The organism is Brevibacillus sp. NRS-1366, assembly GCF_050467985.1.
Genome location: NZ_JBITPN010000023.1, coordinates 83,143 through 108,280, shown reverse-complemented (window position 1 = coordinate 108,280; position 25,138 = coordinate 83,143). Strand labels below are relative to the sequence as shown.

Below are 25,138 nucleotides of genomic sequence, written 5' to 3'. Positions count from 1 at the left end.
GATGGCGATAACACAGGAAGTACAAAAGGAACTGGTCGACTTTTTGCTTTCAGCTGAGAGGGATCGTCGCGAGGTGGAGAAGATCACCTCTCGTTATCCTGATCTCCCGATTGAGGCAGCGTATGAGATTCAACGTCAGTTGATTGAGCGCAAGGAGCAGGATGGAGAGCGCTGCATCGGCTTGAAGCTGGGGCTGACCAGCAGAGCCAAGCAACAAATGATGGGCGTGCACGAGGCTATTTACGGGTACTTGACTGACGGGATGCTCGCTCTCGAATGGGAGCCGCTGGCTTACAGCCGTTTTATTCATCCAAAGGCTGAGCCGGAGATCGCATTTATGATGGGAGACGATTTGCTAGGGACAAATGTTACTGCTGAGGATGTACTGCGAGCAACCAAATATGTTGCACCAGCAATTGAGATCATCGACAGCCGTTACGAGAACTTCCGCTTTACGCTGCCTGATGTCGTTGCAGACAACTGCTCCTCCTCTGCCTTTGTCGTGGGGAGCAAATGGGTAGCGCCAGATGAGTTCGACCTCGCATTAACCGGCGTTGTCATGACCAAAAACGGGATCATTCAGACGACGGGCTCAGGAGCTGCCGTACTCGGTCATCCAGCGGCTTCCATGGCGTGGGCGGTAAATAAACTGGGGGAAAAAGGTCTGGGGCTGAAAAAAGGCCAGATCGTTCTGAGCGGGGCCATTACAGAAGCGATCGCTTTTGAGCCAGGGGATGTTGTTCAAGTAACCGTCGATGGAATGGGCAGTGTTTCCTTTGGCTGCCAAGGGTAAAAAGGCAACGCATCGGTAAATGTTGTTATGGAAGAGGTGCTAGTATGCCAATTGTTCAAGTTTCCATCTTGGAAGGCAGAGAAAAAGAGCAGATCAAACAATTGATTGAGGGCGTTACCAGTGCAATCACGGCCAGCTTGGAGGTCAAGCCTGAGCAAGTGCGCGTACTGGTAACAGAGATTCCCCTCTCCCACTGGGGTGTGGGGGGAATCACCAAAGAAGAGCAAACCCGTTAAGTCACGGAATCTCCAAGGAGATAACTATGTCTCAATCATTCATTCCACTTACCAAAAGCTACGCCGAGCAGCTGGATGCGCAGGACGAACTGGCAAAATACCGTGAAGAGTTTTACTTGTTGCCGAGCATGTATCTGGATGGAAACTCGCTAGGTCTGATGTCCAAGCGAGCCGAAAAAAGCTTGTTTGAAATGATGCAGTCTTGGAAAGAGCTCGGTATCGAAGGATGGACAACAGGGAAGCATCCATGGTTTTTCCTTTCTGAGAAACTAGGAGAGATGAGTGCATCTCTCGTCGGGGCCACTCCAGAGGAGGTGATTGTAACAGGCTCTACTACGATCAATTTGCATCAAATGGCAGCCACTTTTTATCAGCCAGAAGGGAAACGAACGAAAATCATCGCGACGGATCTTGACTTTCCGACCGATATTTACGCGCTGCAAAGTCAAATCAAGCTCCATGGGCTGGATCCTGAAGAGCATTTGATTCGCGTCGCCAGCCGAGATGGCCGCCTGATAGAAGAGGAAGACATCATTGCTGCGATGTCGGATGAAGTGGCACTCGTCGTGCTTCCAACCGTACTCTACCGTAGCGGTCAACTGCTGGATATCGAGCGTTTGACCATGGCTGCACATGAAAGAGGGATTTTAATCGGTTTTGACGGTTGCCATTCAGTAGGGGCGATCCCGCATTATTTCAGTAAATGGGAAGTGGATTTTGCTTACTGGTGCAACTACAAATACGTAAATGCTGGTCCAGGAGGAGTAGGCAGCATTTATGTGAATCGCAAACATTTCGGAAGAACTCCGGGGTTGGCGGGGTGGTACAGCTCCAAGAAAGATAAGCAATTTGACATGGAACACACACTGGATGTTTGCGAGACGGCAGGTGCTTACCAGACAGGGACTCCGCATATGTTCAGTCTTGCGCCTTTGGTCGGCTCGCTGGAAATGTTCCAAGAGGTGTCCGTGGAAAAGCTCCGTGAGAAGTCGCTGAACCTGACTCGCTACATGATGGATTTGATCGAGGCCGAGCTGGCAGGGATGGGATTTGTGATTGCGAATCCGCAGGAGGATGAGCGTCGTGGTGGTCATGTGAGTCTGGAACACGAAGAAGCAGTACGTATTTGCAAGGCATTAAAAGAAGCTGGAATCATTCCTGACTTCCGCGCTCCTAACATCATTCGGTTGGCTCCGGTTGCGTTCTACACGACATACACCGAGGTATGGGAAAGTGTGCAAATATTAAAAACCATTATGCAAGAAAAGCGCTACGAAAAATTTGAAAACAAGCGTGGGGTTGTAGCCTAATCGCTTGACCAAAGGAGCGAGTGCATGTGTCCAATAATAACAATTTTCAAGACATTATGGAGAGGGAGAAGGGACTGCAGCGCGGGTTAACTACCCGCCAGCTCGCCATGATCGCAATCGGCGGTGCCATTGGTACTGGATTGTTTCTCGGTAGCGGGATGGCGATCGGCTTTGCAGGACCCAGTGTAATCGTCAGCTACCTCATCGGTGCGGTTATCGCGCTTTTGTTGATGGGTTGTCTAGCGGAAATGACGGTTGCCCATCCGACGACAGGCTCGTTTGGAGCTCACGCGGAGAGGTACATTAACCCGTGGGCAGGTTTTTCCGTCCGTTATGCTTATTGGTTCAGTCTGGTGTGTGCAGTAGGTACAGAAGTATCCGCGATGTCCGTCTATATGAAATATTGGTTCCCGGATGTACCCGGTTTAGTCTGGATCGTCATTTTCTCGGCAGTACTTCTTTTTGTAAACGCTACTAGTGTGAATTTGTTCGGAATTGTTGAGTACTGGTTCTCCATGATAAAAGTAGCAGCTATCATTTTGTTTATTGTATTTGGAGCTTATGTCGTATTTGGTACTTCAAACGCTGAGGTTGGTCCCCAGAACTTTACAAATAATGGAGGCTTCTTCCCGAATGGCGTGTGGGGCATGTGGATCGCCATCTTCATCTCCTTGTTCAGCTACCTCAGTATTGAAATGATTGCGGTCAGTGCTGGAGAGGCGAAAGAACCGGAAAAGGCTGTTCCGATGGCTTTGAAAACCGCAGTTGTTCGTCTGGTGCTGTTCTACATTCTGACGCTCGCTTTGATGCTGATGATTGTCCCTTGGCAAAATGCCGGCGGCGACGCAAGTCCATTTGTCAAAGTTTTCGGAATTATCAATATTCCTGGCGCGGCCGGGATCATGAACTTCGTCGTATTGACCGCGGCCTTATCTGCAATGAACAGTCAGTTGTACATTTCTACACGGATGGTGTTTTCTCTGTCACGCGCAGGATTCGCGCCAGCCAAGCTCGGTGACTTGAGCAAAAAAGGCGTTCCTGTCAAAGCATTGGCGCTGTCCACCATCGGAATCGCTATTGCGACCGTCATTAATATCGTAGCCCCTGATCAATCCTTTGTCGTAATGATTTCTCTCTCCAGCTTTGGTGCGATGTTTGCATGGTTCATGGTTTTCGTTACCCATCTGTTCTTCCGACGCAAATGGGAGCAAATGGGCGGACGCAAACTGCCAGTGAGAATGATTGGCTTTCCGTATTTGACGATTTTGGGAGCAGTTCTTTTGGCTTGCGTGGTTCTCTCGACCTGGTTCCAACCAGAGTTTAAAGATACTCTGACCATGGGCTTCCCGCTTTTGATTGTCATTACAATTGCGTACTTTATTTGGAAAAAGGCAAATCCGGGAGCCTATGAAGCATCTGCTAATTTGGCAAATCAGGACAAAAAAGACATTCAATCGTAACATTCAGACTTTCACATAGGCTTTTTCCAATTAGAAATCAAGGGGGATTGAGCTGATGAAAAAACGGAAACAGCGAGTATTCAGTACGTTTCTCATAACCACTCTCGCACTTGGTGCACTTGTGCCAATCACATCAGTCGATGCATCGACGGGTGCGAAGACAGATACCTATGTGGCTCCACGCACAGGTCTCAATGTCACAGCACCGGATGCGCCAACGCCGTATCCAAAAGAGGAGCACAAGCTATTGCCGGGTGAGCCTGCTCCCGGTACGTGGGGATATGATGTAAAGACGGGTATTTTTACTCATCCGATGGCGACTCCTGATAACGAGGGGCCGCAACCTTTCAACGTTCGGAGAGTGGGACCGTAATCTGGTATGGGCATTCTCCAACCATGGTATTTATGTCCTGTCCACCCCTCTTCTTGGCGAACCGGGTAGCGGGGTACCCAAAAACAAGCTTTAGGCAATAAAAAAATACAGGTCCGGCTTTTTGCTGGATCTGTTTTTTTTGCTTTTATGCGGCACGTGATAAAAAGGGATTTCATTTCCTTTCTTGGGTACACTATCCGTACCTGTAAGCTGCGCAGACTAAGGAACCAAGGGGGGAGAGCGTTGAGCCGATTTTGGAGGGCGTGGCAAAAACGAAAGGAAACCCTTCAGGAGAACGGATTGAATAACCATGCCAATAAAAGCATGGAAAGTGTATCAGATATAGATCTTTCGACAAATATTGATGAGAACATTATGTTAATCGAGCATCAGTTGGGAAAATGCGATGACTTGGTCGTCCGGCGTTTTCCGGACAAGGCAAACGTGGATTGCGCCATCGTGTTTCTAGATGGAATGGTCGATCGGAATGTCATCAGCGAGTTCATCATCACCTATATGACCAATCCCCAAATTTCTTATGACCGTCCTGCCACAAATGAGCTAGAGTCGACTGACGGTTTACGCCAGGTCATTCGCAATATCCTGTCAGGAACAGCTGTTCTCATACGCGATGGAGAAAAAAAGGCATACCTGAACAATACGCGAGGATGGGATCGCCGAAGTGTGGAGGAACCGCAAACAGAGTCAGTCGTTCGCGGCCCACGAGACGGTTTTTGTGAGACCCTTTGTGTCAACTCTGCCCTCATCCGATTTCGTCTGAAGGACCCCAATCTCAGGGTACGCCACCTCGTTGTGGGGCAGCGGACACAGACCGACATCTACGTGATGTACATCGAGGGATTGGCCCACCCGCCCATGGTAAAAGAAGTGTTGTCACGAATTGAGAACATCAATGTAGACTCCATTTTGGAAAGTGGTTACATTGAGCAAATGATCCAAGACCGCAAATGGTCACCTTTTCCCCAGATTCAGAATACAGAAAGACCGGATAAGGTCGTTGCTAATCTGCTGGAGGGAAAGGTCGGCATACTGGTCGATGGGACGCCGTTTGGATTGATAGCCCCGGCTGTTTTTTCCCAGTTTTACCAAAGTCCAGAGGATTATTACGAACGGTTTTACATTGCGACACTTATCCGCCTTATCCGGATTATCAGTATCTCAATTGCGCTATTGCTGCCATCACTGTACATCGCATTTAGCGCTTTTCATCCGGAGATGATCCCCTCTCGTCTCGTGATCGCCATGGCTGCAGGAAGATCAACAGTGCCGTTCCCCTCGCTGGTGGAGGCTTTATTCATGGAACTCGCCATCGAGATTTTGCGGGAAGCGAGTGTTCGGCTGCCTGGCCCGATCGGACCCACTATCGGAATCGTAGGGGCATTGGTAGTGGGGGAAGCGGCCGTATCAGCAGGTCTGGTCAGTCCAGTCATGGTCATCATCGTGGCAGTGACTACGATCGGTTCATTTGCCTCCCCGAGCTACAGCGCAGCCATTGCAATTCGAATGCTGCGTTTTCCGGTGATGCTTCTAGCGGGAATGTTTGGGTTATATGGGATCATGCTTTTTTTAATCGTTATCTTGATTCATTTATCGTCGATCAAGTCATTCGGTGTACCGTATATGTCGCCACTAAGTCCGCTCAACATGAAGGGGATGAGGGATTTGGTTATTCGCGCCCCCCATCATTTAATGAAATCACGTCCTACCATGTTCCATATACATGATGAGATACGTATGAGAGAGGATGAGAAATCGTGAGAAAGCAGGACGTTAGTAGCCAACAACAAACGTTTTCCTTGTGGCAACTGACGTCTTTGATTACGAGTACGCTAATTGGCGTAGGTGTTTTGACCCTACCACGGACAACGACTTCCGTCTTGCTTGAAGCAGGCTGGATGTCTCCTGTTTTCGGTTCCGTTTTCGCGTTTTTGTCCATTTGGATGATCGCTACGCTGAGTAAACGTTTTCCCGGAATGACGTTCATTGAATATAGCCCGATTGTGTGGGGAACAAAAAAAAATCCCAAAATGGGCAAATGGCTGAGTCTGCCCTGGATCATCGGCTACCTTAGCTTCTTGTATTCCACAACCGCCATCGTCGCCCGCGTTTTTGGAGAAGTCGTGGTCACATCCGTCCTGCTCGAAACCCCGCTGGAGGTCATTATCATTTCGATGTTTCTTCTGGCGTTCATCTTATGCTTGCACGAGGTGGAAGTGGTAGCCCGTGTCAATGAGCTTCTTTTCCCGTTGATCCTGTTTCCAATCCTGTTTATCGCCCTCGCTTCCTTCCAGAAGGCGGAATGGAACAATATTTTACCGCTTTTTCGAGTATCGGGAAGTTCTCTTCTCGAAGGTACCTATGAAGCGATCTATTCTTTTTCCGGTTACGAAATCATGCTGATCTACTTCGCTTACGCACACGAAAATAATAGCAAAGCAAGGTCAGGGTTTTACGGGATTGGTATTGCGATGGTTGTGTATACCTTGATCGTGGTAGCAGGCATTGTGGTGTTCGGATACGAAGAGTTGCAGCGGGTTACCTGGCCAACGCTGGAGCTGGTAAAGACTACGCAGGTTCCGGGACTCATCCTGGAGCGACTGGAATCCGCTTTCCTGGCAGTATGGGTTACCGCCGTGTTCACTACGGTGGCTAATGCCTATTACGCGGTCATGTATGGTTTGCGCCAGTTGTTCAATAAAGGAATTGTGTTTCAAAGGGTTATTTCCGCTATCATGTTTATCCCTCTTTACTTTATTGCCCTATGGCCGCAAAACATTGTGGATATTTTTCGCGTGAGCTCTTATTTGGGAATGATCAGCATCATCCTCAATCTGGGAGTCCCTACCCTCTATTTGATAGTAATCTTCATGAGGGGCTTTGGACAAAAAGAAAAGGAGAGGAATGCAGATGGCTAGAGTATGGTTTCGATCGACAGTTCTGCTCGTTTGTCTTTCCCTCCTGACGGGGTGCTGGGACAGAAGGGAGCTGGAGGAACGCACCTCCATACTTGCCATCGCCATCGACATGGTGGAGGGTAGAAGTGATTTGTACAAGCTGACCGTGCAAATTCCCATCCCCATCAAGATTGCGGGGAGCAGCGGAAAAGGGGGAGGGGGAAATGCCGATGCGGTGAAAATCATGAGCGTGACAGGCAGGACTATTCTCGATGCCAACAATAATTTACAGCTGCGCTTGAACCAGAAGCTGTTTTTAGGTCATACCCGAGTCCTGGCTATCAGTGAAAAGGTAGCGAGAAAAGGAATTGGCGACATCATGGACAGCTTTCGGAGGGAGCCGCAAATTCGGCGTCTGATGTGGCCGATTGTCGTCGAAGGAGAGGCTGCAACCTTACTGAAGTTCAAGCCTCAACTGGCACAAATTCCCGTCGTATTCCTGATGGACTTGATCGAGAACGGGGCCAAAATGGGAACCATCCCCGATCAAACCTTGGGAGATTATTTCAACCAGACTTCTAACAAAACGATGCAGCCATACCTCAATTACGTACAAGCGAGTGCAACGGAGGTCCGCTGGAAAGGAGTGGCTGTATTTCGCGGACATAAAATGGTGGGGGCACTCAATGATATCCAGACATGGTCGCTTCTGCAGCTGCGAAATAAGGAACGCGGAGGAGATGTCATTATCCCTTTGCCCAATACGGATAACGGATTCGTCACTTTCCGCCCCCATTTCGTAAAAAAGAAGCTAGAGCTTAAAGGAAGCCATATAGCAGGGCAGAAAAATCATGGCGGACATGCTGCCACCTTTGTCTGTGAGCTTCAGGGGGATATCGTGGAAGTCACAACCAATCTCCATCTGCCCCCTGAAAAATTCATCACACAAATGCAGGGATTGATCAAAAAGGAAATGGAGGGTAGGGCCAGAAAGCTGTTCCGGCAGTTGCAAAAGGATTACAACAGCGACCTTCTGAAGCTCGGACTTGCTCTTAGAGCTCACCACTACCGAGATTACTGGGAAAAGCACGACTGGGAAAAGGATTTCAAAAATTTCCCAAGTGATGTTGTCTATACGATCAAAATTCGTCGCTTAGGTATGGAAATGCAATAGGAGCGCGATGAAATGGGAAAACAAACGGGATACATCAGCACATGGCAATTAATCTCTATTATGATCAGCTCGATGATCGGGGTGGGGATCCTGACTATGCCCCGTACAGCTACCATGACTTTGCATGAGATGGGATGGCTGGGACCGTTTGTAGGTGGAGTGATTGCTATGTTTCCGCTGCTGGCGATCGTCTACTTAAGCAAGCAATACCCGGGGCTCACCTTTGTCGAATACAGTCCTCTCGTTCTTGGCGGGCGTCGTAATCCCGGGTTAGGAAGAATGCTCAGCTACCCCTTGATGCTTTTGTTCCTCTCGTTTCAATTTATGAATACGGGAACAGTTGCGCGTGGATTCGGGGAGGTAATCGTCACGGCAGTGCTGTTGGAAACACCGCTTGAGGTGATTCTGATTACTTTGTTCCTGATTGTTTTGTACCTTTGTATGTTCGATCCGGAAGTGTTGGCCCGGGTCAACGAGCTCTTGTTTCCGATCATGTTCATTCCCGCCTTCCTCATCCCGTATGCGACATTCAACTCCGATAGCTGGCACAATTTGTTGCCGCTGCACATTGACTCGTGGAAGGAGGTAATTGGGACGGGGGTGAGTACTTTTACGCAGTATACGGGGTATGAGCTGATGATGATTTATTTCGGATTGGCGATGCCGGGCGCCAGGATCGCTTTGGCAAGCTGGATTGGCTTGGGTTTTACGACCCTGGCTTATGTCCTTACCGTAGCAGCGGGCATTGTCGTATTTGGCTACGAGGAGCTGCAGCATCTCATCTGGCCGACACTCGAGATGGTCAAGACCGCGCAAAGAACCGGGTGGTTTTTGGAAAGGCTGGAGTCCGCCTTTCTCACGATCTGGATGGCATCGGTGTTTACTACCATCGGAAATATGTATTATTCAATGATCTACGTCATTCGCTTGTGGTTTGGAAAGGGGATCAGGTTTCAGCGAGTCACTGCCGTAATCCTCATGATCCCGCTCTTTTATTTTTCGCTGTGGCCGCAAAACATCGTTGCGTTTTTTTCTTTCGTCAAAAAGCTGACTTACTATGGTTATTTGACGACGGTTGTCATTCCGATTTTCTTGGCCATCCTGCAGTGGTGCAGGCACTCTTCAGACCGAACCGTGGCAGAGCACAAAGAGGGAGAGACATAGTGTCCCTCCCCTTGCTTTTTGCCACTTTTACTTTCAGTTAGATAGGTTTTTCCGCTTGCTCAGGCAGGTGGGAGGCAATGGTCTGCACTATTTCCTGGCGGGAGGAAGTATCACTGTTCTGCCACAATACTTCAAACAGAACGCCCAGACCAGGCAAGGTCTTTTCCTGCCCACTGCTGATCGCATCGCTAATGGTCTCTTCTACAGCACTGGAGTCTGATCCTTGCATTTTGTACATAATCGCTTGGCGCAAATTGAGCGAGGCAATATTCATGACCGTTCTGACACCTCTCTTTAGAAATTAATTCGAACTTAGTATTTGTCCGAGTTTGTTTGCTCATACCCTTTTGTAGCGCAGGTTTGCGTTATGCTATAATGCTTGATATTGGAGCAAGCCTCTAGGGGATACGGATGTGGCTTTGTCTTCGCACTGAGCAACCAGCGAAGGGATACTGCCACGAAGAAGGAGAAGATAAGTGATGTCTAAGCAATTTGCCATTATTGGAATGGGGCGTTTTGGTGCGAGCGTAGCCCGTACTTTGTACGAAATGGATTATGAAGTCATGGGCATAGACGAGAACGAAGAGCGCATCAATGAAAATATTCAATTTGTTACCCATGCGGTAGCAGCCGACTCTACGGACGAACGTGCACTCAAGGAGATTGGCATCCGAAATTTTGATGTGGTAGTCGTTGCCATCGGTGTAGACATCCAGGCGAGTATCCTGACTGTCCTTACCTTGAAGGAACTGGGTGTCAAAAAGATTGTAGCCAAGGCTCAGAATGAGCGGCACGGACAGGTGTTGTACAAAGTCGGAGCAGATCGCGTCGTCTTCCCGGAGCGAGATATGGGGGTGCGTGTTGCCCATAATCTGATTTCTGCCAATGTCCTAGACTTTATTGAGCTGGCTGAGGATTACAGTGTGGCAGAGGTAGTTGTGTCTTCCAAAATGGTAGGGAAAAACATGCGCCAGCTAGACATCCGGAACAAATATGGAGTAAACGTGATCGCGATTAAAAGCGGGGACAAATTCAACATTGCCCCAAGTCCGGATGATCTCATCCAGTACGGAGATGTCCTTGTCGTGATTGGAAATAACAAAGACCTTAAAGCATTTGAGGAGCGCGCATAAGCATGGCACACGAAGTGATTACCTCCATACAAAATCCGCTGGTCAAGCGGCTTAATCAATTACTGGACCGAAAAGGCAGAGAAGAACAAGGACGTTTTCTCGTTGAAGGAGCGCACCTCGTGGAGGAAGCGCTAAAAAGCGGAGCAGAGGTTATGACGATCCTGTATGACAATGATCGAGATATGGATCCGGCTTGTCGGCGAGCCATGGCTAACCATCCCGGGGATGTTCATGTGGTTGCTGCGTCTGCTGCGGTGCTTGGCAAGCTTTCGGAAACCAAATCACCCCAGGGAATTGTGGCAGAAGTGACAAAAATAGCGACTGATTGGGCAGACTGGGTAGACAAGAAAATGAGTGCGGATGAAGATCTGCTGCTGTTGTTTCTTGACGAAATCCAGGATCCTGGCAATCTGGGCACGATCTTGCGGACGGCTGAGGCTGCATCTGTAGATGGAGTTGTACTGGGTAAGGGAAGCGTCGATGTATACAACGGAAAAGTGGTACGGGCTACCATGGGAGCATTGTTCCGACTGCCTGTATTCACAGGGGCACTACCCGAAACGGCTGCGCAGTGGCGGCGAAATGGAGGGCGCCTGCTCGTCTCTTCCCTGCAAAAAGACAGCATCGCTTATGACGAGGCCGATTACACAAAGAGGACGGCGATTGTCATTGGCAACGAGGGCAGAGGTGTTTGTGAGGATCTGATGCGACAGGCTGACCAGTACGTGCACATTCCGATCTACGGGCAAGCCGAATCATTGAACGCAGCGGTTGCAGCAGGCATTTTTGTTTATGAAGCGCAAAGAAAAAGAAAAGACCAGCTGCGCTAGCCGATCTTCTGCTCCTTTTTCTCTTTGTATTCCTCGCGTGCCAGTTGCCATTGATCCTGTGCCATCCGAATAATACCGCTTTCGATTGTATGGTTGCGAAAGGCGAGTGCTTTGCCGAAATATTTGATGGCGAGGTCAAACTTTTCCAATCGACGGTATAGTTCGCCGATTAAGTACAGGAGGCGTACTTCGGACATTTCCTTGTCGCCGAGCTTGTAGTCTGTATGTATGTAAGATTGCTCATACTCATTGACAGCCATGTCGATGAAACGAATTTCCTCGGCAACATTTTCTTGGGAGCGATATAGCCACGCCAGGCGCAAGTAGAGGCCAGCTTTTACTGCATGCGGCTGATCTGTCAACTCGGCGGCGTAGATCGCCAATTTGTAACTCACGATAGCTTCTGTGATTTGTCTTATTGATCCGAAGTTCTTTGGTGTCCATTTTGCCGCGATGTGTTCATCTACGACTTGCTTTTGCCATGGAGCCAGCCGGTCTCTGAACTGATCAGTAAAGGCAAAACCGCATTGCGGACAAACACTTACCGTATAGTAAATCGGATTGAGCGATTGCTCCTTGAACGTCGTGTAAAAAACACTGTCTCTTTGGACCATCGTCAATGTGCCGCTTCTGATTCGCTTGGTGCTGAAGGTGGTTTGGCAGTGACGGCAGGTGCATGATTTATCATAGAGGGCGGAAACATTAACAATCATGTCAAAAGTCCCCTTTCTGCATCGAGAAGATCGAACGAGAGCATCCACGCGATATGTAACATTTGTAGAATTGAAAGTTCTCTCTTGTTGCGCTATAATTTTCCTACGTCTTGATTATAACGCAAAGCGATGACGGAGACTAGTACGCAGGACCTATATGTTTTCAGGGAGAAGATGCCGCAGACTGAGAGCATCTTTAACATAATAGCTGCGAAATTCACTCCTGAGCCGCACTCTGAACCGCTTTTTGGCGCAGTAGGAGCAGCCGGGTCATTCCCGTTACCAATGATCTTAAGTGAGACAGAAGTCGCGCCTTCACTAGTGATATTGTCACAGGGATGTCACAGGCAGAAGCTTTTGTCTAACAAGGGTGGTACCGCGAGAAAAAAGTAACTCGTCCCTTTTTGGGGGCGGGTTTTTCTTTTTTTTTAACAAAAAAGCACAATAAAGGAGCGATACGAAGTGCAAACTCGGTTGCAAGAAATGAAAGAGTCCGCACTGGGCCAAATCAGCCAAGTGACGGAAAGCACACAACTTCAGGATTTGCGCGTCAAGTACCTGGGTAAAAAAGGAGAGCTGACGGAACTCTTGCGCGGAATGGGCAGTCTTTCTCCAGAAGAGCGTCCGGTAGTAGGCCAACTGGTGAATGAAGTGAGGGAAGCACTGGAGTCAGCATTCGCCGGCAAGCAGCAGGCGTTTGAAGAAGCGGCACTGAATGCCAAGCTGTCGTCCCAAACGGTTGACGTAACATTGCCAGGCAGACCGGTACCAGCGGGAACCATGCATCCGCTCTCCCGCATCATCGAAGAAATAGAAGACATTTTCATCGGATTGGGCTTTGAGGTTGCAGAAGGTCCAGAACTAGAAACGGATCATTTCAACTTCGAAATGCTCAACCTGCCAAAAGGCCATCCGGCCCGTGACATGCAGGATACGTTTTATGTAACAGACGAACTGTTGATGCGCACCCAGACTTCTCCGGTACAGGCGCGTACCATGCTGAAAAAAGAAGGCAAGACACCGCTCAAAATGATCTGCCCGGGTAAAGTGTATCGACGTGACGATGACGATGCTACACACTCCCACCAGTTCACCCAGATCGAAGGACTTGTGATCGATAAAAAAATTGGGATGAGCGATTTGAAAGGTACCTTGCTGACTTTTGCACGCCAAATGTTTGGGGAAAACCAACAGGTCCGTTTGCGCCCGAGCTTCTTCCCATTCACGGAGCCTAGTGCCGAAGTAGACTTGCAATGCTTCAACTGCGGTGGACACGGCTGCCGTGTATGTAAACAAACAGGCTGGATCGAAATTTTGGGCTCTGGTATGGTGCACCCTCGCGTTTTGGAGATGGCCGGTTACAATCCAGAGGAAGTCAGCGGGTTTGCTTTCGGGATGGGTGTTGAACGGATTGCCATGCTGAAATACGGGGTAGAGGATATCCGCCATTTTTATACCAACGACGTTCGTTTCTTGCGTCAGTTCAACAGAGGCTAGAGAGGAGAGGTAAAGATGAAGGTATCATACCAATGGTTAGCGGAATACGTCGATTTAAGTGAAACGAACCCTCATGAGCTGGCTGAAAAACTAACTCGCTCAGGGGTTGAAGTAGATGCAGTAGAATCGCGCAATGCAGGCGTATCTGGCGTGGTAATCGGTTATGTAAAAGAACGAAGCAAGCACCCGGATGCAGATCGTCTGAATGTGTGTGTCGTCGATGCAGGACAGGGTGAAGACCTGCAAATTGTCTGTGGAGCACCAAACGTAGACAAAGGACAAAAGGTACTAGTCGCATTGATCGGCGCTAAATTGCCAGGTGGCCTCAATATTAAGCGCTCCAAGCTGCGCGGTGTGGAATCCCAAGGGATGATTTGCTCCGCGAAGGAACTGGGCTTAAATGATAAATTACTGGCAAAAGATCAACAAGAAGGCATTATGGTCCTTCCCGAAGAAGCAGAAATTGGGATGGATGCTGTCTCTTACCTCGGATTGGATGACTATGTTTTGGAGCTCGGTCTGACACCAAACCGTTCCGACTGCCTGAGCATGCTGGGTGTGGCCTACGAGGTAGCTGCGATTTTGGGCAAAGAAGTTTTGCTGCCACAAATCGAGCTGAACGAAAACGGCGCAGATAACCCGTTGCAAGTGAAAATCGAAGCAACAAACGATAGCTACCAGTACAACGGACGTCACTTTACCAATGCCAACATTGCGACTTCTCCGCAATGGATGAAGAATCGCTTGATGGCAGCCGGCATCCGTCCGATCAATAACGTAGTAGATGTAACAAACTACGTATTGCTTGAATACGGCCAGCCGTTGCACGCTTTTGATGCAGGACAAGTAGCCGATCGCTCGATTATCGTTCGTCTGGCAAGCGAGGGTGAGAAATTGGTGACCTTGGACGATCAGGAGCGTACACTCGACGCAGAGACGTTATTGATCGCCGACTCGACAAAAGGATTGGCCATCGCTGGTGTCATGGGGGGGGCCAACTCCGAAATCACAGGAGAAACGAACGAAATCATCCTTGAAGCAGCCTGGTTCACACCACAAACGGTACGTCGCACGGCACGTTCCTTGGGAATGCGCACAGAAGGCTGCGTCCGCTGGGAAAAAGGAGTTGACCAGGCGCGGGTACAAGAAGCTGGAGAGCGCGCAGCGTCCTTGATTCAGCAATTGTCTGGAGCTACTGTTTCCAAAGGAATCGCGAAAGCAGTCGTAAAGGAAGCAACACCTGCTGTAGTAACGGTCTCCCTGCAAAAAATCAATCAGCATTTGGGTACGTCTATGGTCGCTTCCGACGTATCTGTGATTTTCGACCGTTTGCAGTTCCCGTACGAAGTAGGAAATGACAGCTGGACAGTTACGGTTCCGACGAGACGCGGAGACATTACTCTGCCTGAGGACTTGGTCGAAGAAGTGGCTCGCCTGTACGGCTATGACAACATCCCGACAAGCTTGCCTAGAGGTATGACAACACAAGGTCAACTAACGCAAGAGCAACAACTGCGCCGGACTATTCGTCATCATCTGATCGGTGCAGGTCTGAACGAAGCAATTTCCTATGCATTGGTTCACCCTGACCGTGTAGAAGATGTATCTGGTCTGCATCAGGAAAAAGTAACCCCTGTCAACCTGCTCATGCCCATGAGTGAAGAGCACAGTGTATTGCGTACAAGTCTCATACCGAGCTTGCTCCAGACAATCGCATATAATAAAAACCGTCAAAACCATGACGTAGGTATTTTCGAGCTGGGACGGGTATTCTTGACTTCAGAAGAAACGCTGACACAGCTTCCAGACGAACGCCTCTATGTAGCGGGTGCCTTGACAGGTCAATGGCTGCCGCCAAACTGGATGGGCGCCAAGCTGCCCGTAGACTTCTATCAGGCAAAAGGTGTTGTCGAATCCCTCTTGGCGCGCCTTGGCATTACAGCCGCTCAGTATAAGGCTGTAGCTGATCTGGCAGGCATGCATCCAGGCCGTACGGCAGAGATTTGTGTAGGAGATCAGCGTCTCGGTTACCTGGGCCAGATTCACCCTGGTACAGAGAAAGCGTATGATCTGTCCGAAACGTACGTATTCCAGCTTGACGTAGGGAAGCTCATCGCAGTGGCGACTGAGGTTGGCCATTATAACCAACTGCCTAAATTCCCGGCAGTGACACGCGACCTCGCTCTCGTTGTCGACCGCAGCGTGCCGGCTGGCCAGCTGGAAGCCACCATTCGCGAAGCGGCAGGCGAGCTGCTTGAATCCCTTACGCTGTTCGATGTATACACGGGCGAACGGATTGCCACAGACAAAAAGAGCATGGCCTTTGCGCTCGTATTCCGTCATGTAGAGCGTACCTTGCAAGATGAAGAAATCCAACAAGTGACCGCTTCCGTCATCGAAGCATTGAAAAACAATACAGGTGCAGAACTGAGAATGTAAGATGGCTTGACGAAATCTGACATTTTCAGTAACCTAAAAAGGATACAGTAGTGCGAGTGTCGCAGTAGGGAGGAACCCCTCGTGCAAGTTGATGGGAAAAATCGTTTGACGGTGGATATCTTCGGCCAACAATACCGGCTCAGTGGCAAGGCAAGTGTCAATCACATACGCATGGTGGCCGGTTTCGTTGATGACAAGATGAACGAAATCGCAAACGGCAACCATCGTCTGGACACTGCCAAAATTGCAGTACTCTCTGCGGTGAATATTGCGGACGAATACTTCCGCTTACGTCAAGAGTACGAAGAACTGCTGAAGATCCTTCAGGAAGATGCAAATGGAAAAAAGATAGATGAATGAAAAGAGGGGCTGCTGCCTCTCTTTTCACATTGTAAGGATAAAGCTTGGACCGAAGGGGGAGAAAACACATGGATGCCAACAACCAACAAAATCACGACACAAAGGGGTTAACTCTGGGTGAGAAGAATGAGCGGCTGGGGAGCATTTTGCGGGAAATGGGCACGGTATTGGTAGCCTTTTCCGGCGGTGTGGATAGCACGTTTCTCTTGGCTCGGGCAGTAGAAGAATTAGGAGATCGGGCAATTGCGGTGACGGCGGCGTCCGAAACGTTTCCGACCCGTGAGTTTGAAGCGGCGAAACATTTGGCAAATCAGATCGGTGCCCGTTTCGTTACTACGGAAATAAGGGAAATGGAGAATCCCAATTTTGTCTCCAATCCAGTAAACCGGTGCTTTTACTGCAAGGATGGCTTGTATGAGCATCTAGGGCATATGGCCGAAGAAAACGAATGGCAGGCTGTCATTTGTGATGGGGCAAATGTGGATGATCAGGGAGATTATCGTCCGGGCCGAGTAGCTGCCACGCAGCGTGGTGTACGCAGTCCACTGCAGGAAGCAAGTTTTTACAAGGAAGACATCCGTGCGTTATCCAGGGAAATGGGATTGTCGACGTGGAACAAGCCGTCATTTGCCTGCCTTTCCTCCCGAATTCCATATGGATCACAAATCACGCTGGAAAAGATTGATCAAGTGGATCGAGCAGAGGGGTACTTGCTCAGTCTCGGCTTTCATCAGGTAAGAGTCAGGCATCATGATACGATTGCCAGAATTGAAGTGGGTCCGGAAGATTTTAGCCGTGTGCTTCACTATCATGGTCAAATTAATCAGACGCTGCAGAAAATTGGTTTTTCGTATGTCACCTTGGATTTGTTTGGCTATCAGACTGGCAGTATGAACGCAGTACTTCGAACAGAGGTGAAACAAAGTCATGGCTGATGTGAAAAGCATCCTGCATGAAGTGAAGGCTGGACGCTTGAGTATCGAACAGGCGGAGGAACTGCTGATGGGGGCAAGCCGTCTGGATTACGCCACTTTGGACCTCGATCGGGCTGGAAGAACTGGATTTCCTGAGGTTGTGTACGGGGCGGGAAAAAGTGTAGACCAACTTATTGGAATCATTGACAGGCTGCAAGCACATCAGGAGTTGGTTCTGGTTACAAGGGTCAGTGAGAAGCAGGCAAAACAAGTGCAAGAACAGCGGCCAAACATTCAATACATAGCGGAAGCGGGTCTGCTCATCTTCAGTAAAAAGCCGTTGATGCCAAAGCGTGAAGGTTATATCGCCGTAGTCGCTGCGGGAACCTCGGATTGGCAGGTGGCGCAGGAAGCTGCCTGGACAGTGCGCTGCTTTGGCAGTGAAACCAGAGTGATTGCGGATGTAGGAGTGGCAGGCATTCACCGCCTGTTTCATAGGCTGGAGGAGATTAGAGGGGCAGCGGTCATTATTTGTATCGCTGGCATGGAAGGGGCACTCACCAGTGTTGTGGCCGGCCTCGTAGACAAACCGGTGATCGCAGTCCCCACCAGTGTGGGCTACGGTGCCAACTTTGGCGGAGTAGCAGCGCTTTTGGCTATGCTGAACTCCTGTGCCAATGGAGTAGCGGTTGTCAATATCGACAACGGATTTGGTGCTGGCTATATGGCAGGTATGATTCACAGGCAAATGGTCCGTTAAACGCAAAAAAAGAGCCAACCCGTATACAAAAGGGTGGCTCTTTTTCGCATACATTTAGGTCTCTTGCTTGTTCCCAGCGTCGCCATTGCGCATATCCATATGGGTCTTAATCGGGATAAACAGGTCAATGATCCCGATGACCAAAGAAGCAAGGAGCGCTCCCAGAATCGTTACGCGGAAGCCGGAGACGATAAATTGGGTCAAATAAATGACCACGGCACTGACGAGAAAGCCGATGATGCCACGATTATAGGGTGAAATGCGATCCCCGAACATGGCTTCTACGGCCCAGCCCAAGAGGGCAATTACAACCGCAGCTAGAAATGCAGTCCAGAAGCTGCTTACAGAAAAGCCGGGGACTAAAAACCCGACAAACATCAGGACTACGGCAGCGACGATAAAGCGGACTATATGGCGCATGATCGTCAAGTGTACTCCTCCTTTGGGATTGTTTCATCTTCATTGTGGCTCATTGGGTGTCGAACTATGCCAAAAGGGGGCGTGTAAAATTATCCTTGAAACGGCTCTCATGATATAATGATAAGATCGTAAGGATTGCCTGGTTGAACTGTAGCTCCCGTCGCCTGATACGTTTGGGCGCTGCTTGCTTAAAATAAGGAGGATCAAAGTGGAACAACGGGTATTAAAAACATTAGAGTATGATAAAATGGTCGCCCTGTTAATTGACAAGGCATCTTGCACATATGGAAAAGAAAAAGCGTCCGAATTGGTTCCCTTTCTGCGGCTGGATGAGGTAGTGACAGCTCAGCTGGGGACAGCTCAAGCGGCTACAGTATTGCGCCTGAAAGGGAGTGTTCCGCTCGGGGGGATTCGGGACATCCGTGGCCCGGTGCAGCGTGCCAGACTGAATGCGATGCTCGCCCCGATGGAGCTATTGGATATTGCCAGCACCGTTATGGCTGGACGACGACTCAAGTCCTTTTTGCTGGATATGTGCGATGATCACGAGCTGCCTCTGCTTCAGCAGGAAGCAGAGCGAATTGAGGGCCTTCGCGAGTTGGAAACAGAAATTCGCCGCTGTATTGATGAAGGTGGCGAGATTTTGGATAGTGCCAGCATCGAGCTGCGTCAGGTTCGTCAAGAGATCAGACAACTAGAGTCGAGAATCAGGGAAAAGCTGGATCAGATGACTCGCTCGTCCTCCTATCAGAAGATGTTGATGGAAAATATTGTCACGATTCGTGGAGATCGTTTTGTGATACCGGTAAAACAAGAGTATCGGCATGTATTCGGCGGTATTGTGCATGATCAGTCCGCATCGGGTGCTACGCTCTTTATTGAGCCGGAAATCATTGTCGCGATGAACAACAAGCTGAGGGAGCTGCGCCTTCGCGAGGAACGCGAGGTCGAGCGAATTCTCTACGTGCTGACCGAACAGGTTTCTTTTGCAGTTGAGGCGTTGACCGAGAATGTAGACGCATTGACTGAGCTTGACTTTATGTTTGCCAAGGCCCAACTGGCCTGGAGCATGAAGGCCATCTGTCCGCGTCTCAACGATCGAGGTTACCTCCATCTGAAAAAAGCGCGTCATCCCCTCATCCCGCGAGAAGTCGTCGTACCTGTAGACGTAGAGCTCGGTGGGGAATACCAGGCGATTGTCGTGACAGGTCCTAACACAGGGGGGAAAACAGTTTCCTTAAAGACGATCGGGTTATTGTCCTTGATGGCGATGTCTGGACTGCATATTCCAGCGGAGGAAGAAAGCGAAATGACAGTCTTCTCCTCGGTATTTGCCGACATCGGCGATGAGCAATCTATCGAACAGAGCTTATCCACCTTTTCCAGCCATATGACCAATATCATTCATATTTTGGCAAACATGGATGAGAAAAGCCTGGTCCTGTTTGATGAGCTCGGAGCAGGAACAGATCCGACGGAGGGTGCAGCCCTGGCGATGTCGATCATTGATCATGTGATTGAATCGAAAGCGCGTCTTGTCGCCACGACTCACTACAGCGAGCTAAAGGCGTATGCCTATGACAGGCCCGAGGTAATCAACGCGAGCGTCGAGTTTGACGTAGAGACGCTGCGGCCTACGTACCGCCTCCTGATTGGGGTGCCAGGCCGTTCCAATGCGTTTGCCATTGCGAGACGTCTGGGACTCCCCGAGCACATTATTGAAGTAGCACGTGGCTCCATCAGTGAAGAAGACAATCAGGTAGAGAGCATGATTGCCTCCCTGGAGCGCAACCGCAAGACAGCAGAGGCAGAACGGCAAAAGGCAGAGACACTCAGACGAGAAGCAGAAGCACTGCGGCGTGAGCTGGAGGAAGAGCGGGCACAGTTCGCTGAAGAGAAGAACAAGCGAATGGAACGAGCCGAAGACGAGGCGCGAATCGCTGTGCAACTGGCAAAAGAAGAAGCGGATACGATCATCCGTGAACTGCGCCAGATGATGGCAGAGGGCATGGAGATCAAGGAGCACCGCTTGATTGATGCCAAGAAACGCCTGGGGAATGCTGTGCTGGAGCTGGAAAAGGAAAAGGTCAAAAAGCCAGCCAAGGCTGTGCGCCAGGCGCAGATCAAAGTAGGTGATGAAGTCATGGTCACAAGCTTTGGTCAAAAAGGTACCGTTCTGGAAAAAGTAACCAATGACGAATTTTTGGTGCAGATCGGTATCATGAAGATGAAAGTAAAACGCGAAGATATGAACGTCCAAAATTCGATGCAGCAAAAGCCGCAAGCTGCACCATACACATCAGTCAAGCGCAGAAGCGACAACATCAAGATGGATCTCGATTTACGTGGCTACAATGTAGAAGACGGGATCAGGGAGATTGATCAGTTTCTGGATGACGCCCTTTTGGCCGGGTTGCATTCGGTGTCCATTATTCACGGCCATGGTACGGGTGTCCTTCGCAAAGGTGTGCATGAATACCTGAGGCATCATCGCAACGTCAAATCCTTCCGCCTGGGTGGACAGGGTGAAGGTGGCGTGGGTGCTACAATTGCCGAATTAAAATAAGCAGATAAGTGGGAGGGGGAACCATGGCAAGCCTTCTGCACAATCCATACTTTGCTACTGCCGCTTATTTTACCGTCACCGGACTGGCGATGATCTTGTTTCTGTCCGTGTTTGAGCTGGTAACGCGTTATCGGGTCTGGCAGGAGCTAAAGCAGGGAAATCTTGCAGTAGCAATGGCAACCGGAGGGAAAATTTTTGGCATCGCCAATATTTTCCGCTATTCAATCCAAGCGCACCTGTCGCTTGGTCAAGCACTGATTTGGGGAACATTCGGCTTTTTGTTACTTATGGTCAGTTACTTCGTATTCGAGTTCATGACCCCCACCTTCAAGATCGACGAGGAAATTGCCAAGGACAACAGGGCGATCGGTTTTATCGCGATGGTCCTGTCCATTGGCTTTTCCTATATTATAGGTGCCAGTCTGTCGCGATAAATAACGAAAGCTTTTTCACCAGCAGCCTGTGGGAGGGAACACCGTGGAAAAGAAAGATTCTATTGCGGTTACTGTCTGGGAAGGAACCAGGCAGCAGGTGATCTATCTGACTCCAGGGGATAACCTGCTCATGGGCCTGGTGCGTGCCAAGCTGCCGATTGATTTTTTTTGTACGACGGGAAAGTGCAGAACGTGCGCACTGCGCATGCAAATACCTGAAGGTTCTGCATCTGGCGCCTCTGCGACGGAGCAGTATCGTCTAGGCCAAGATGCACTCGGAAAAGGTTTTCGTCTAGCTTGTCAGGTGTACGTGAGTGGTCCGCTATCTGTTTATTTGGATGCATCTGGCTCAGCTTGTACAGATAGGAATTTATAAAATTCCTATCCAGTATAAGTGCAACCGCGGCTCCGCCAAAAAGGCATGGCGTAGCCAGGTTTTCTAAAAAAAGAAACCTGTATTGAACGATATTTCATTCGAGAGTATAATTAGGATTTGGCAGGGAGCCAAGCCTTGACTATGAGCATGGGGAGGAACCGCCTTGGAAACGTTGTACAAGGTCCTCATAGGATTGTGCGTGATTTTTATTGCCGCAGGTATTTACTACATGTCGTAACTGATTTGCCGTTGGCCGAGTGACTGAATAGTTGCCTGGACCTTACCTAGAGAACGTGAAAGAGGAGATACGCAATGACTCAGCCTGTAAGCGTAGCTGTTGTAGGATTGGGGTTTGTAGGCTTGCCGTTGGCGCTTACCTACGCCATGAAAGGAGCAAACGTCGTCGGCGTTGATGCCCTACCTCACGTGGTCGATGATATCAATGCGGCTCATTCCCACCATTTGGAGTCCTATCAGGGGAAAACCCTCTCGGAAATTCTTCGAGAGCAGATTGAAGCGAAGCGTTTCCGTGCAACGACTTCTTATGAGGAAGCAGCAGCGGAAGTGAATCATTATATTGTGGCAGTTGGTTTGCCGGTTCATAACGGTGATCCTGATCTGGGACCTTTGAAAAGCTGTGCGCAAACATTGGGCGGCGTGCTGAAAAAAGGCGATACGGTCATGATCCGCAGTACGGTTGTACCCGGTACAACACAAGAGGTTATATTGCCGATTTTAGAGGAAGCGAGCGGACTTACAGCAGGCGTCGATTTCTATCTGACCTACTGCTCGGAGCGGATTGCAGAAGGACGAGCTTTTGAAGAGTTCATCCACATGCCGCTCGTGCTTGGCGGAATTAATGAGCAAAGCGCTGCAAAAGGAAAAGAGCTGCTTTCCTTTATTAACGAAACGGAAATCACCATCTCTGACATCCGAGTCGTGGAAACAGCGAAGGTTATTGAAAATATTCAACGTGATGTGAATATCGCGATGGTGCAGGAATTCGCGCGTTTTTCCGAAGCTTTTGGCATTGATACGTTCGAGCTGATCAAAGTGGCAAATACACATACACGTGTCAACCTGTTGACGCCTGGACCAGGTGTAGGGGGCTTTTGCTTGCCAAATGCACTTCACTACCTGCAGCCAAAGGCGCGTGAGCTGGAAGTGGCCCTGCCGTTGTTGCAGCAGGCCCGCAGTATCAATGACGCGGTTCCAGGAGTATTGATCGGCATGCTGGAAACAGCACTGAAGGAAAAAGGAAAAACGCTCTCAGGCAGCCGCGTAGCCGTTTTGGGAATGGCCATGAAAGACTTTTCCAATGACGACCGTGTCAGCCCTGTACACGATTTGATCAAGCTGCTCTTGGCAAAAGGCGTAGAGGTACGATCCTACGATCCTGCTGTTCCGACCGTTTACGAGCACAAAACAAGTACGTTGGAGCAAGCGATCAAAGGGGCAGATGCCCTGCTTCTGACCGCTGTGCAAAAAGAATTCGCAGATGTCGATTGGGCGGCCCTGACAGGTCAAATGGCAGATTCTCCTATCTTGTTTGATACGAAGAATCGAATCCCGCTTGATGTGGCTGATCATGCTACCTTGATTCGTATTTAAAAAGGCGATGTTCGTCCAAATAGACTTTTATAAGAAACTTCTATAAACGCGCTTCTATGCGTTTTTATAGAAGTTTTTTTTATAAAATAGTTCAAAAGAAGGCAGGTAGAAGAGTAAGCGCTGTTTCCTCTTTTCCACTACCGCCGGAACATAACAAAAGGACATAACGTACTTCTCACGTAAAAAAATGATGAAACCTAGTGAACCAATTCAAAGTAGAGAGCCAATACATGATGTATACAATTTCAGGGGGCCCTCCAATGAATGAGCAAATGTTAGATCTATGGCTGGATAAATTAATCGCTGGGGACCAGGAAGCGTTTGAAGTGGTTTACAGCATGACAAGCAAAAAAATATACGGTACGGTTGCAGCCATGGTCAGTAATAAAGAAGATGTTCACGATATCGTAAGCGAGATTTACTGCCAGTTGTGGAGAGCGCTGCCGAGCTATGATCGAAAGCGTCCTTTCCTTTTATGGGTGAATGGTATTGTCATTAGGCAAGTCAAAAGCTGGCGTAGACAGATTTGGAGAAGATTCCGTTTACTCGAGCGAAAAAATCGCTTAGGTGAAAAACCGCACGTTGAGATGCCTGATGAGCCTTTGCTGGAAACAGAGTCTTCTCAGGAGATGCAGCGAGCGATTATGACGTTACCGTTTAAGCTGAGGAGCGTCATTATCTATCGGTTTTACTTCGATTATTCTTATGACGAGATTGCCGAGTTACTGCAGATTCCCATAGGTACTGCCAAATCGAGAAATCATCTGGCATTGAAGCGCATCCGAGCATGGTTTGACACCGAACTGAACGGGGAGGAACTCCAAGAATGTCTATTTCAAAAAAAGTGAAGCAGTCCTTAACCGAACATATCGAAAAGATAGAGGTGCCCGAAGAGCTGGACGAAAGCGTCAGGCAGTCCTTTATTCGCTACCACAAAAAAAAGGAGACTTTTTCCATGAAAAAAAGAGTATTGACCATATGCTTGGCCGCAGCCATCTTACTGCCAACAGGGGTGTACGCTACTTTGAACGGAGCATCCTATTTTACTGGCAATCATGATCTGAACGGGCTGGTAAACGACGGCGTGAAGCGTGCTGTGTCCGAGGGTCTGTCTGTACCCATGGATCAAAAAATGACGGATCAAGGGATTTCCATCCACTTCAAGGAAGTTTATGTGGAGGATACAAAAGTGCTTATTCACTACAGCATTGAGCAGCTGGACGGGACGCTGGTTCCATTTGAATTCGATACAACAGGCCTTGAGGTGCTCAATGAGGGGACAAAGGACGGCAAGCAGGTAGAGAATCCTACCTACCAGGAACAAGGGCTGGAAGGGCATAGTGTATTGCCATTTATCGGGACGAGTAAAGAAGACAGACTGCCCTTCTACCTGACTGACGCTGCTGGAAAGGAAATCAATACCGGAATTGCTGATCATGATCAGCCCGAGGGCATTCTGGCATTTGTTACGGATGGTAGAAAATTACCGCAGTCTATTACGTTGAATGTGGATGTCAACCGAATTGGAAAAACAAAAGGAAGCTGGAAGGGGCAGGTTGTCATTGATCAAAGCAAAGCCAGACAAGCCACAGAGGCTGCTAACTAAAGAAAGAATCAACAAAACGTATAGATGATAGCATTTCTGCCAATACTAACTGGG

25 protein-coding genes and 1 other annotated feature are annotated in these 25,138 nt (G+C 49.1%); of the genes, 22 read left to right on the top strand and 3 right to left on the bottom strand.

Features of this window, described 5'->3' with window-relative positions:
• The first annotated feature begins 1 nt into the window (after window position 1).
• The 9 genes from ACIFQN_RS21235 to ACIFQN_RS21195 all read left to right on the top strand — a co-directional run bounded on the left by ACIFQN_RS21235 (window position 2) and on the right by ACIFQN_RS21195 (window position 9,425).
• Window positions 2-793 carry a 2-keto-4-pentenoate hydratase gene (locus ACIFQN_RS21235; protein WP_429835030.1) on the top strand — a complete coding sequence of 264 codons (792 nt, stop codon included), beginning with the start codon at window positions 2-4 and terminating at the stop codon, window positions 791-793.
• The gene (locus tag ACIFQN_RS21230; RefSeq protein WP_429835102.1) at window positions 781-1,029 is read left to right on the top strand and encodes a 4-oxalocrotonate tautomerase; all 249 of its coding nucleotides are present in this window, start codon (window positions 781-783) and stop codon (window positions 1,027-1,029) included. Before ACIFQN_RS21235 ends, ACIFQN_RS21230 begins: the two co-directional genes overlap by 13 nt.
• 26 nt (window positions 1,030-1,055) lie before the next feature.
• On the top strand, window positions 1,056-2,339 hold the full coding sequence (gene kynU, locus ACIFQN_RS21225) for a kynureninase (RefSeq protein WP_429835029.1): 1,284 nt from the start codon (window positions 1,056-1,058) through the stop codon (window positions 2,337-2,339).
• Window positions 2,340-2,395: 56 nt separating this feature from the next.
• A complete protein-coding gene (locus ACIFQN_RS21220; protein ID WP_429835101.1) occupies window positions 2,396-3,799 on the top strand; it encodes an amino acid permease in 1,404 nt (467 codons plus the stop codon).
• 55 nt (window positions 3,800-3,854) lie between these two features.
• Window positions 3,855-4,172, top strand: coding sequence for a hypothetical protein (locus tag ACIFQN_RS21215; protein WP_429835028.1), 318 nt, complete (start codon window positions 3,855-3,857; stop codon window positions 4,170-4,172).
• Between the two features lie 243 nt (window positions 4,173-4,415).
• Window positions 4,416-5,951 carry a spore germination protein gene (locus ACIFQN_RS21210; protein WP_429835027.1) on the top strand — a complete coding sequence of 512 codons (1,536 nt, stop codon included), beginning with the start codon at window positions 4,416-4,418 and terminating at the stop codon, window positions 5,949-5,951.
• Entirely contained in the window at window positions 5,948-7,108 is a 1,161-nt protein-coding gene (locus ACIFQN_RS21205; RefSeq protein WP_429835026.1) for a GerAB/ArcD/ProY family transporter, read from the top strand. Before ACIFQN_RS21210 ends, ACIFQN_RS21205 begins: the two co-directional genes overlap by 4 nt.
• A complete protein-coding gene (locus ACIFQN_RS21200) occupies window positions 7,101-8,261 on the top strand; it encodes a Ger(x)C family spore germination protein (RefSeq protein WP_429835025.1) in 1,161 nt (386 codons plus the stop codon). Before ACIFQN_RS21205 ends, ACIFQN_RS21200 begins: the two co-directional genes overlap by 8 nt.
• A gap of 12 nt (window positions 8,262-8,273) precedes the next feature.
• A complete protein-coding gene (locus ACIFQN_RS21195; RefSeq protein WP_429835024.1) occupies window positions 8,274-9,425 on the top strand; it encodes a GerAB/ArcD/ProY family transporter in 1,152 nt (383 codons plus the stop codon).
• A gap of 37 nt (window positions 9,426-9,462) precedes the next feature.
• Here the strand turns inward: ACIFQN_RS21195 and sspI are convergent, their stop codons facing one another.
• On the bottom strand, window positions 9,463-9,699 hold the full coding sequence (sspI, locus tag ACIFQN_RS21190) for a small acid-soluble spore protein SspI (RefSeq protein WP_429835023.1): 237 nt from the start codon (window positions 9,697-9,699) through the stop codon (window positions 9,463-9,465).
• Between the two features lie 205 nt (window positions 9,700-9,904).
• Here sspI and ACIFQN_RS21185 point away from each other — a divergent pair, with 205 nt between their 5' ends.
• Both ACIFQN_RS21185 and ACIFQN_RS21180 read left to right on the top strand, forming a co-directional pair.
• Window positions 9,905-10,558, top strand: a complete 654-nt coding sequence (locus tag ACIFQN_RS21185) for a potassium channel family protein (RefSeq protein ID WP_429835022.1) — start codon at window positions 9,905-9,907, stop codon at window positions 10,556-10,558.
• Window positions 10,559-10,560: 2 nt separating this feature from the next.
• On the top strand, window positions 10,561-11,388 hold the full coding sequence (locus ACIFQN_RS21180; protein WP_429835021.1) for a TrmH family RNA methyltransferase: 828 nt from the start codon (window positions 10,561-10,563) through the stop codon (window positions 11,386-11,388).
• On the opposite strand, the gene ACIFQN_RS21175 is transcribed toward ACIFQN_RS21180, so the two are convergent.
• Window positions 11,385-12,101 (bottom strand): DUF2225 domain-containing protein, encoded by a 717-nt coding sequence (locus tag ACIFQN_RS21175; protein WP_429835020.1) that lies wholly within the window; start codon window positions 12,099-12,101, stop codon window positions 11,385-11,387. The genes ACIFQN_RS21180 and ACIFQN_RS21175 overlap by 4 nt on opposite strands.
• A 120-nt stretch (window positions 12,102-12,221) precedes the next feature.
• Window positions 12,222-12,506, top strand: a binding site (T-box leader).
• A 57-nt stretch (window positions 12,507-12,563) separates the two neighbouring features.
• Between ACIFQN_RS21175 and pheS the strand changes: the two genes are divergently transcribed.
• The 5 genes from pheS (at window position 12,564) to larB (ending at window position 18,071) form a co-directional block, all read left to right on the top strand.
• Complete coding sequence (pheS, locus tag ACIFQN_RS21170) at window positions 12,564-13,598, top strand: phenylalanine--tRNA ligase subunit alpha (protein WP_429835019.1); 1,035 nt, start codon at window positions 12,564-12,566, stop codon at window positions 13,596-13,598.
• A 15-nt stretch (window positions 13,599-13,613) separates the two neighbouring features.
• Window positions 13,614-16,037 (top strand): phenylalanine--tRNA ligase subunit beta, encoded by a 2,424-nt coding sequence (pheT, locus tag ACIFQN_RS21165; protein ID WP_429835018.1) that lies wholly within the window; start codon window positions 13,614-13,616, stop codon window positions 16,035-16,037.
• Between the two features lie 81 nt (window positions 16,038-16,118).
• Window positions 16,119-16,397: a cell division protein ZapA gene (zapA, locus tag ACIFQN_RS21160; RefSeq protein WP_429835017.1), complete on the top strand. Its 279-nt coding sequence runs from the start codon at window positions 16,119-16,121 to the stop codon at window positions 16,395-16,397.
• A 68-nt stretch (window positions 16,398-16,465) separates the two neighbouring features.
• Window positions 16,466-17,332 (top strand): ATP-dependent sacrificial sulfur transferase LarE, encoded by an 867-nt coding sequence (larE, locus tag ACIFQN_RS21155; RefSeq protein ID WP_429835016.1) that lies wholly within the window; start codon window positions 16,466-16,468, stop codon window positions 17,330-17,332.
• Window positions 17,325-18,071 carry a nickel pincer cofactor biosynthesis protein LarB gene (larB, locus tag ACIFQN_RS21150; RefSeq protein ID WP_429835014.1) on the top strand — a complete coding sequence of 249 codons (747 nt, stop codon included), beginning with the start codon at window positions 17,325-17,327 and terminating at the stop codon, window positions 18,069-18,071. Before larE ends, larB begins: the two co-directional genes overlap by 8 nt.
• A 54-nt stretch (window positions 18,072-18,125) precedes the next feature.
• On the opposite strand, the gene ACIFQN_RS21145 is transcribed toward larB, so the two are convergent.
• Window positions 18,126-18,500 (bottom strand): phage holin family protein, encoded by a 375-nt coding sequence (locus ACIFQN_RS21145; RefSeq protein WP_429835013.1) that lies wholly within the window; start codon window positions 18,498-18,500, stop codon window positions 18,126-18,128.
• A 199-nt stretch (window positions 18,501-18,699) separates the two neighbouring features.
• Between ACIFQN_RS21145 and ACIFQN_RS21140 the strand changes: the two genes are divergently transcribed.
• The 6 genes from ACIFQN_RS21140 to ACIFQN_RS21115 all read left to right on the top strand — a co-directional run bounded on the left by ACIFQN_RS21140 (window position 18,700) and on the right by ACIFQN_RS21115 (window position 25,084).
• A complete protein-coding gene (locus ACIFQN_RS21140; RefSeq protein ID WP_429835012.1) occupies window positions 18,700-21,057 on the top strand; it encodes an endonuclease MutS2 in 2,358 nt (785 codons plus the stop codon).
• Window positions 21,058-21,080: 23 nt separating this feature from the next.
• Window positions 21,081-21,491, top strand: a complete 411-nt coding sequence (locus ACIFQN_RS21135) for a DUF350 domain-containing protein (protein WP_429835011.1) — start codon at window positions 21,081-21,083, stop codon at window positions 21,489-21,491.
• 43 nt (window positions 21,492-21,534) lie between these two features.
• Window positions 21,535-21,867, top strand: a complete 333-nt coding sequence (locus tag ACIFQN_RS21130; RefSeq protein ID WP_429835010.1) for a 2Fe-2S iron-sulfur cluster-binding protein — start codon at window positions 21,535-21,537, stop codon at window positions 21,865-21,867.
• Window positions 21,868-22,179: 312 nt separating this feature from the next.
• Window positions 22,180-23,478 carry a nucleotide sugar dehydrogenase gene (locus ACIFQN_RS21125; protein ID WP_429835009.1) on the top strand — a complete coding sequence of 433 codons (1,299 nt, stop codon included), beginning with the start codon at window positions 22,180-22,182 and terminating at the stop codon, window positions 23,476-23,478.
• A 260-nt stretch (window positions 23,479-23,738) separates the two neighbouring features.
• A complete protein-coding gene (locus tag ACIFQN_RS21120; RefSeq protein WP_429835008.1) occupies window positions 23,739-24,326 on the top strand; it encodes a sigma-70 family RNA polymerase sigma factor in 588 nt (195 codons plus the stop codon).
• Window positions 24,305-25,084 (top strand): DUF4179 domain-containing protein, encoded by a 780-nt coding sequence (locus ACIFQN_RS21115; protein WP_429835007.1) that lies wholly within the window; start codon window positions 24,305-24,307, stop codon window positions 25,082-25,084. Before ACIFQN_RS21120 ends, ACIFQN_RS21115 begins: the two co-directional genes overlap by 22 nt.
• Window positions 25,085-25,138 lie beyond the last annotated feature (54 nt).

Bases quoted from the DNA above. Each gene is read 5' to 3' on its own strand.
- ACIFQN_RS21185 (WP_429835022.1), top strand. From the start codon at position 9,905: ATGTCTAAGCAATTTGCCATTATTGGAATGGGGCGTTTTGGTGCGAGC.
- larE (WP_429835016.1), top strand. From the start codon at position 16,466: ATGGATGCCAACAACCAACAAAATCACGACACAAAGGGGTTAACTCTG.
- ACIFQN_RS21180 (WP_429835021.1), top strand. From the start codon at position 10,561: ATGGCACACGAAGTGATTACCTCCATACAAAATCCGCTGGTCAAGCGG.
- ACIFQN_RS21195 (WP_429835024.1), top strand. From the start codon at position 8,274: ATGGGAAAACAAACGGGATACATCAGCACATGGCAATTAATCTCTATT.
- pheT (WP_429835018.1), top strand. From the start codon at position 13,614: ATGAAGGTATCATACCAATGGTTAGCGGAATACGTCGATTTAAGTGAA.
- ACIFQN_RS21235 (WP_429835030.1), top strand. From the start codon at position 2: ATGGCGATAACACAGGAAGTACAAAAGGAACTGGTCGACTTTTTGCTT.
- ACIFQN_RS21135 (WP_429835011.1), top strand. From the start codon at position 21,081: ATGGCAAGCCTTCTGCACAATCCATACTTTGCTACTGCCGCTTATTTT.
- ACIFQN_RS21215 (WP_429835028.1), top strand. From the start codon at position 3,855: ATGAAAAAACGGAAACAGCGAGTATTCAGTACGTTTCTCATAACCACT.
- larB (WP_429835014.1), top strand. From the start codon at position 17,325: ATGGCTGATGTGAAAAGCATCCTGCATGAAGTGAAGGCTGGACGCTTG.
- sspI (WP_429835023.1), bottom strand. From the start codon at position 9,699: ATGAATATTGCCTCGCTCAATTTGCGCCAAGCGATTATGTACAAAATG.
- kynU (WP_429835029.1), top strand. From the start codon at position 1,056: ATGTCTCAATCATTCATTCCACTTACCAAAAGCTACGCCGAGCAGCTG.
- ACIFQN_RS21115 (WP_429835007.1), top strand. From the start codon at position 24,305: ATGTCTATTTCAAAAAAAGTGAAGCAGTCCTTAACCGAACATATCGAA.
- ACIFQN_RS21220 (WP_429835101.1), top strand. From the start codon at position 2,396: ATGGAGAGGGAGAAGGGACTGCAGCGCGGGTTAACTACCCGCCAGCTC.
- ACIFQN_RS21125 (WP_429835009.1), top strand. From the start codon at position 22,180: ATGACTCAGCCTGTAAGCGTAGCTGTTGTAGGATTGGGGTTTGTAGGC.
- ACIFQN_RS21175 (WP_429835020.1), bottom strand. From the start codon at position 12,101: ATGATTGTTAATGTTTCCGCCCTCTATGATAAATCATGCACCTGCCGT.
- ACIFQN_RS21120 (WP_429835008.1), top strand. From the start codon at position 23,739: ATGAATGAGCAAATGTTAGATCTATGGCTGGATAAATTAATCGCTGGG.
- ACIFQN_RS21200 (WP_429835025.1), top strand. From the start codon at position 7,101: ATGGCTAGAGTATGGTTTCGATCGACAGTTCTGCTCGTTTGTCTTTCC.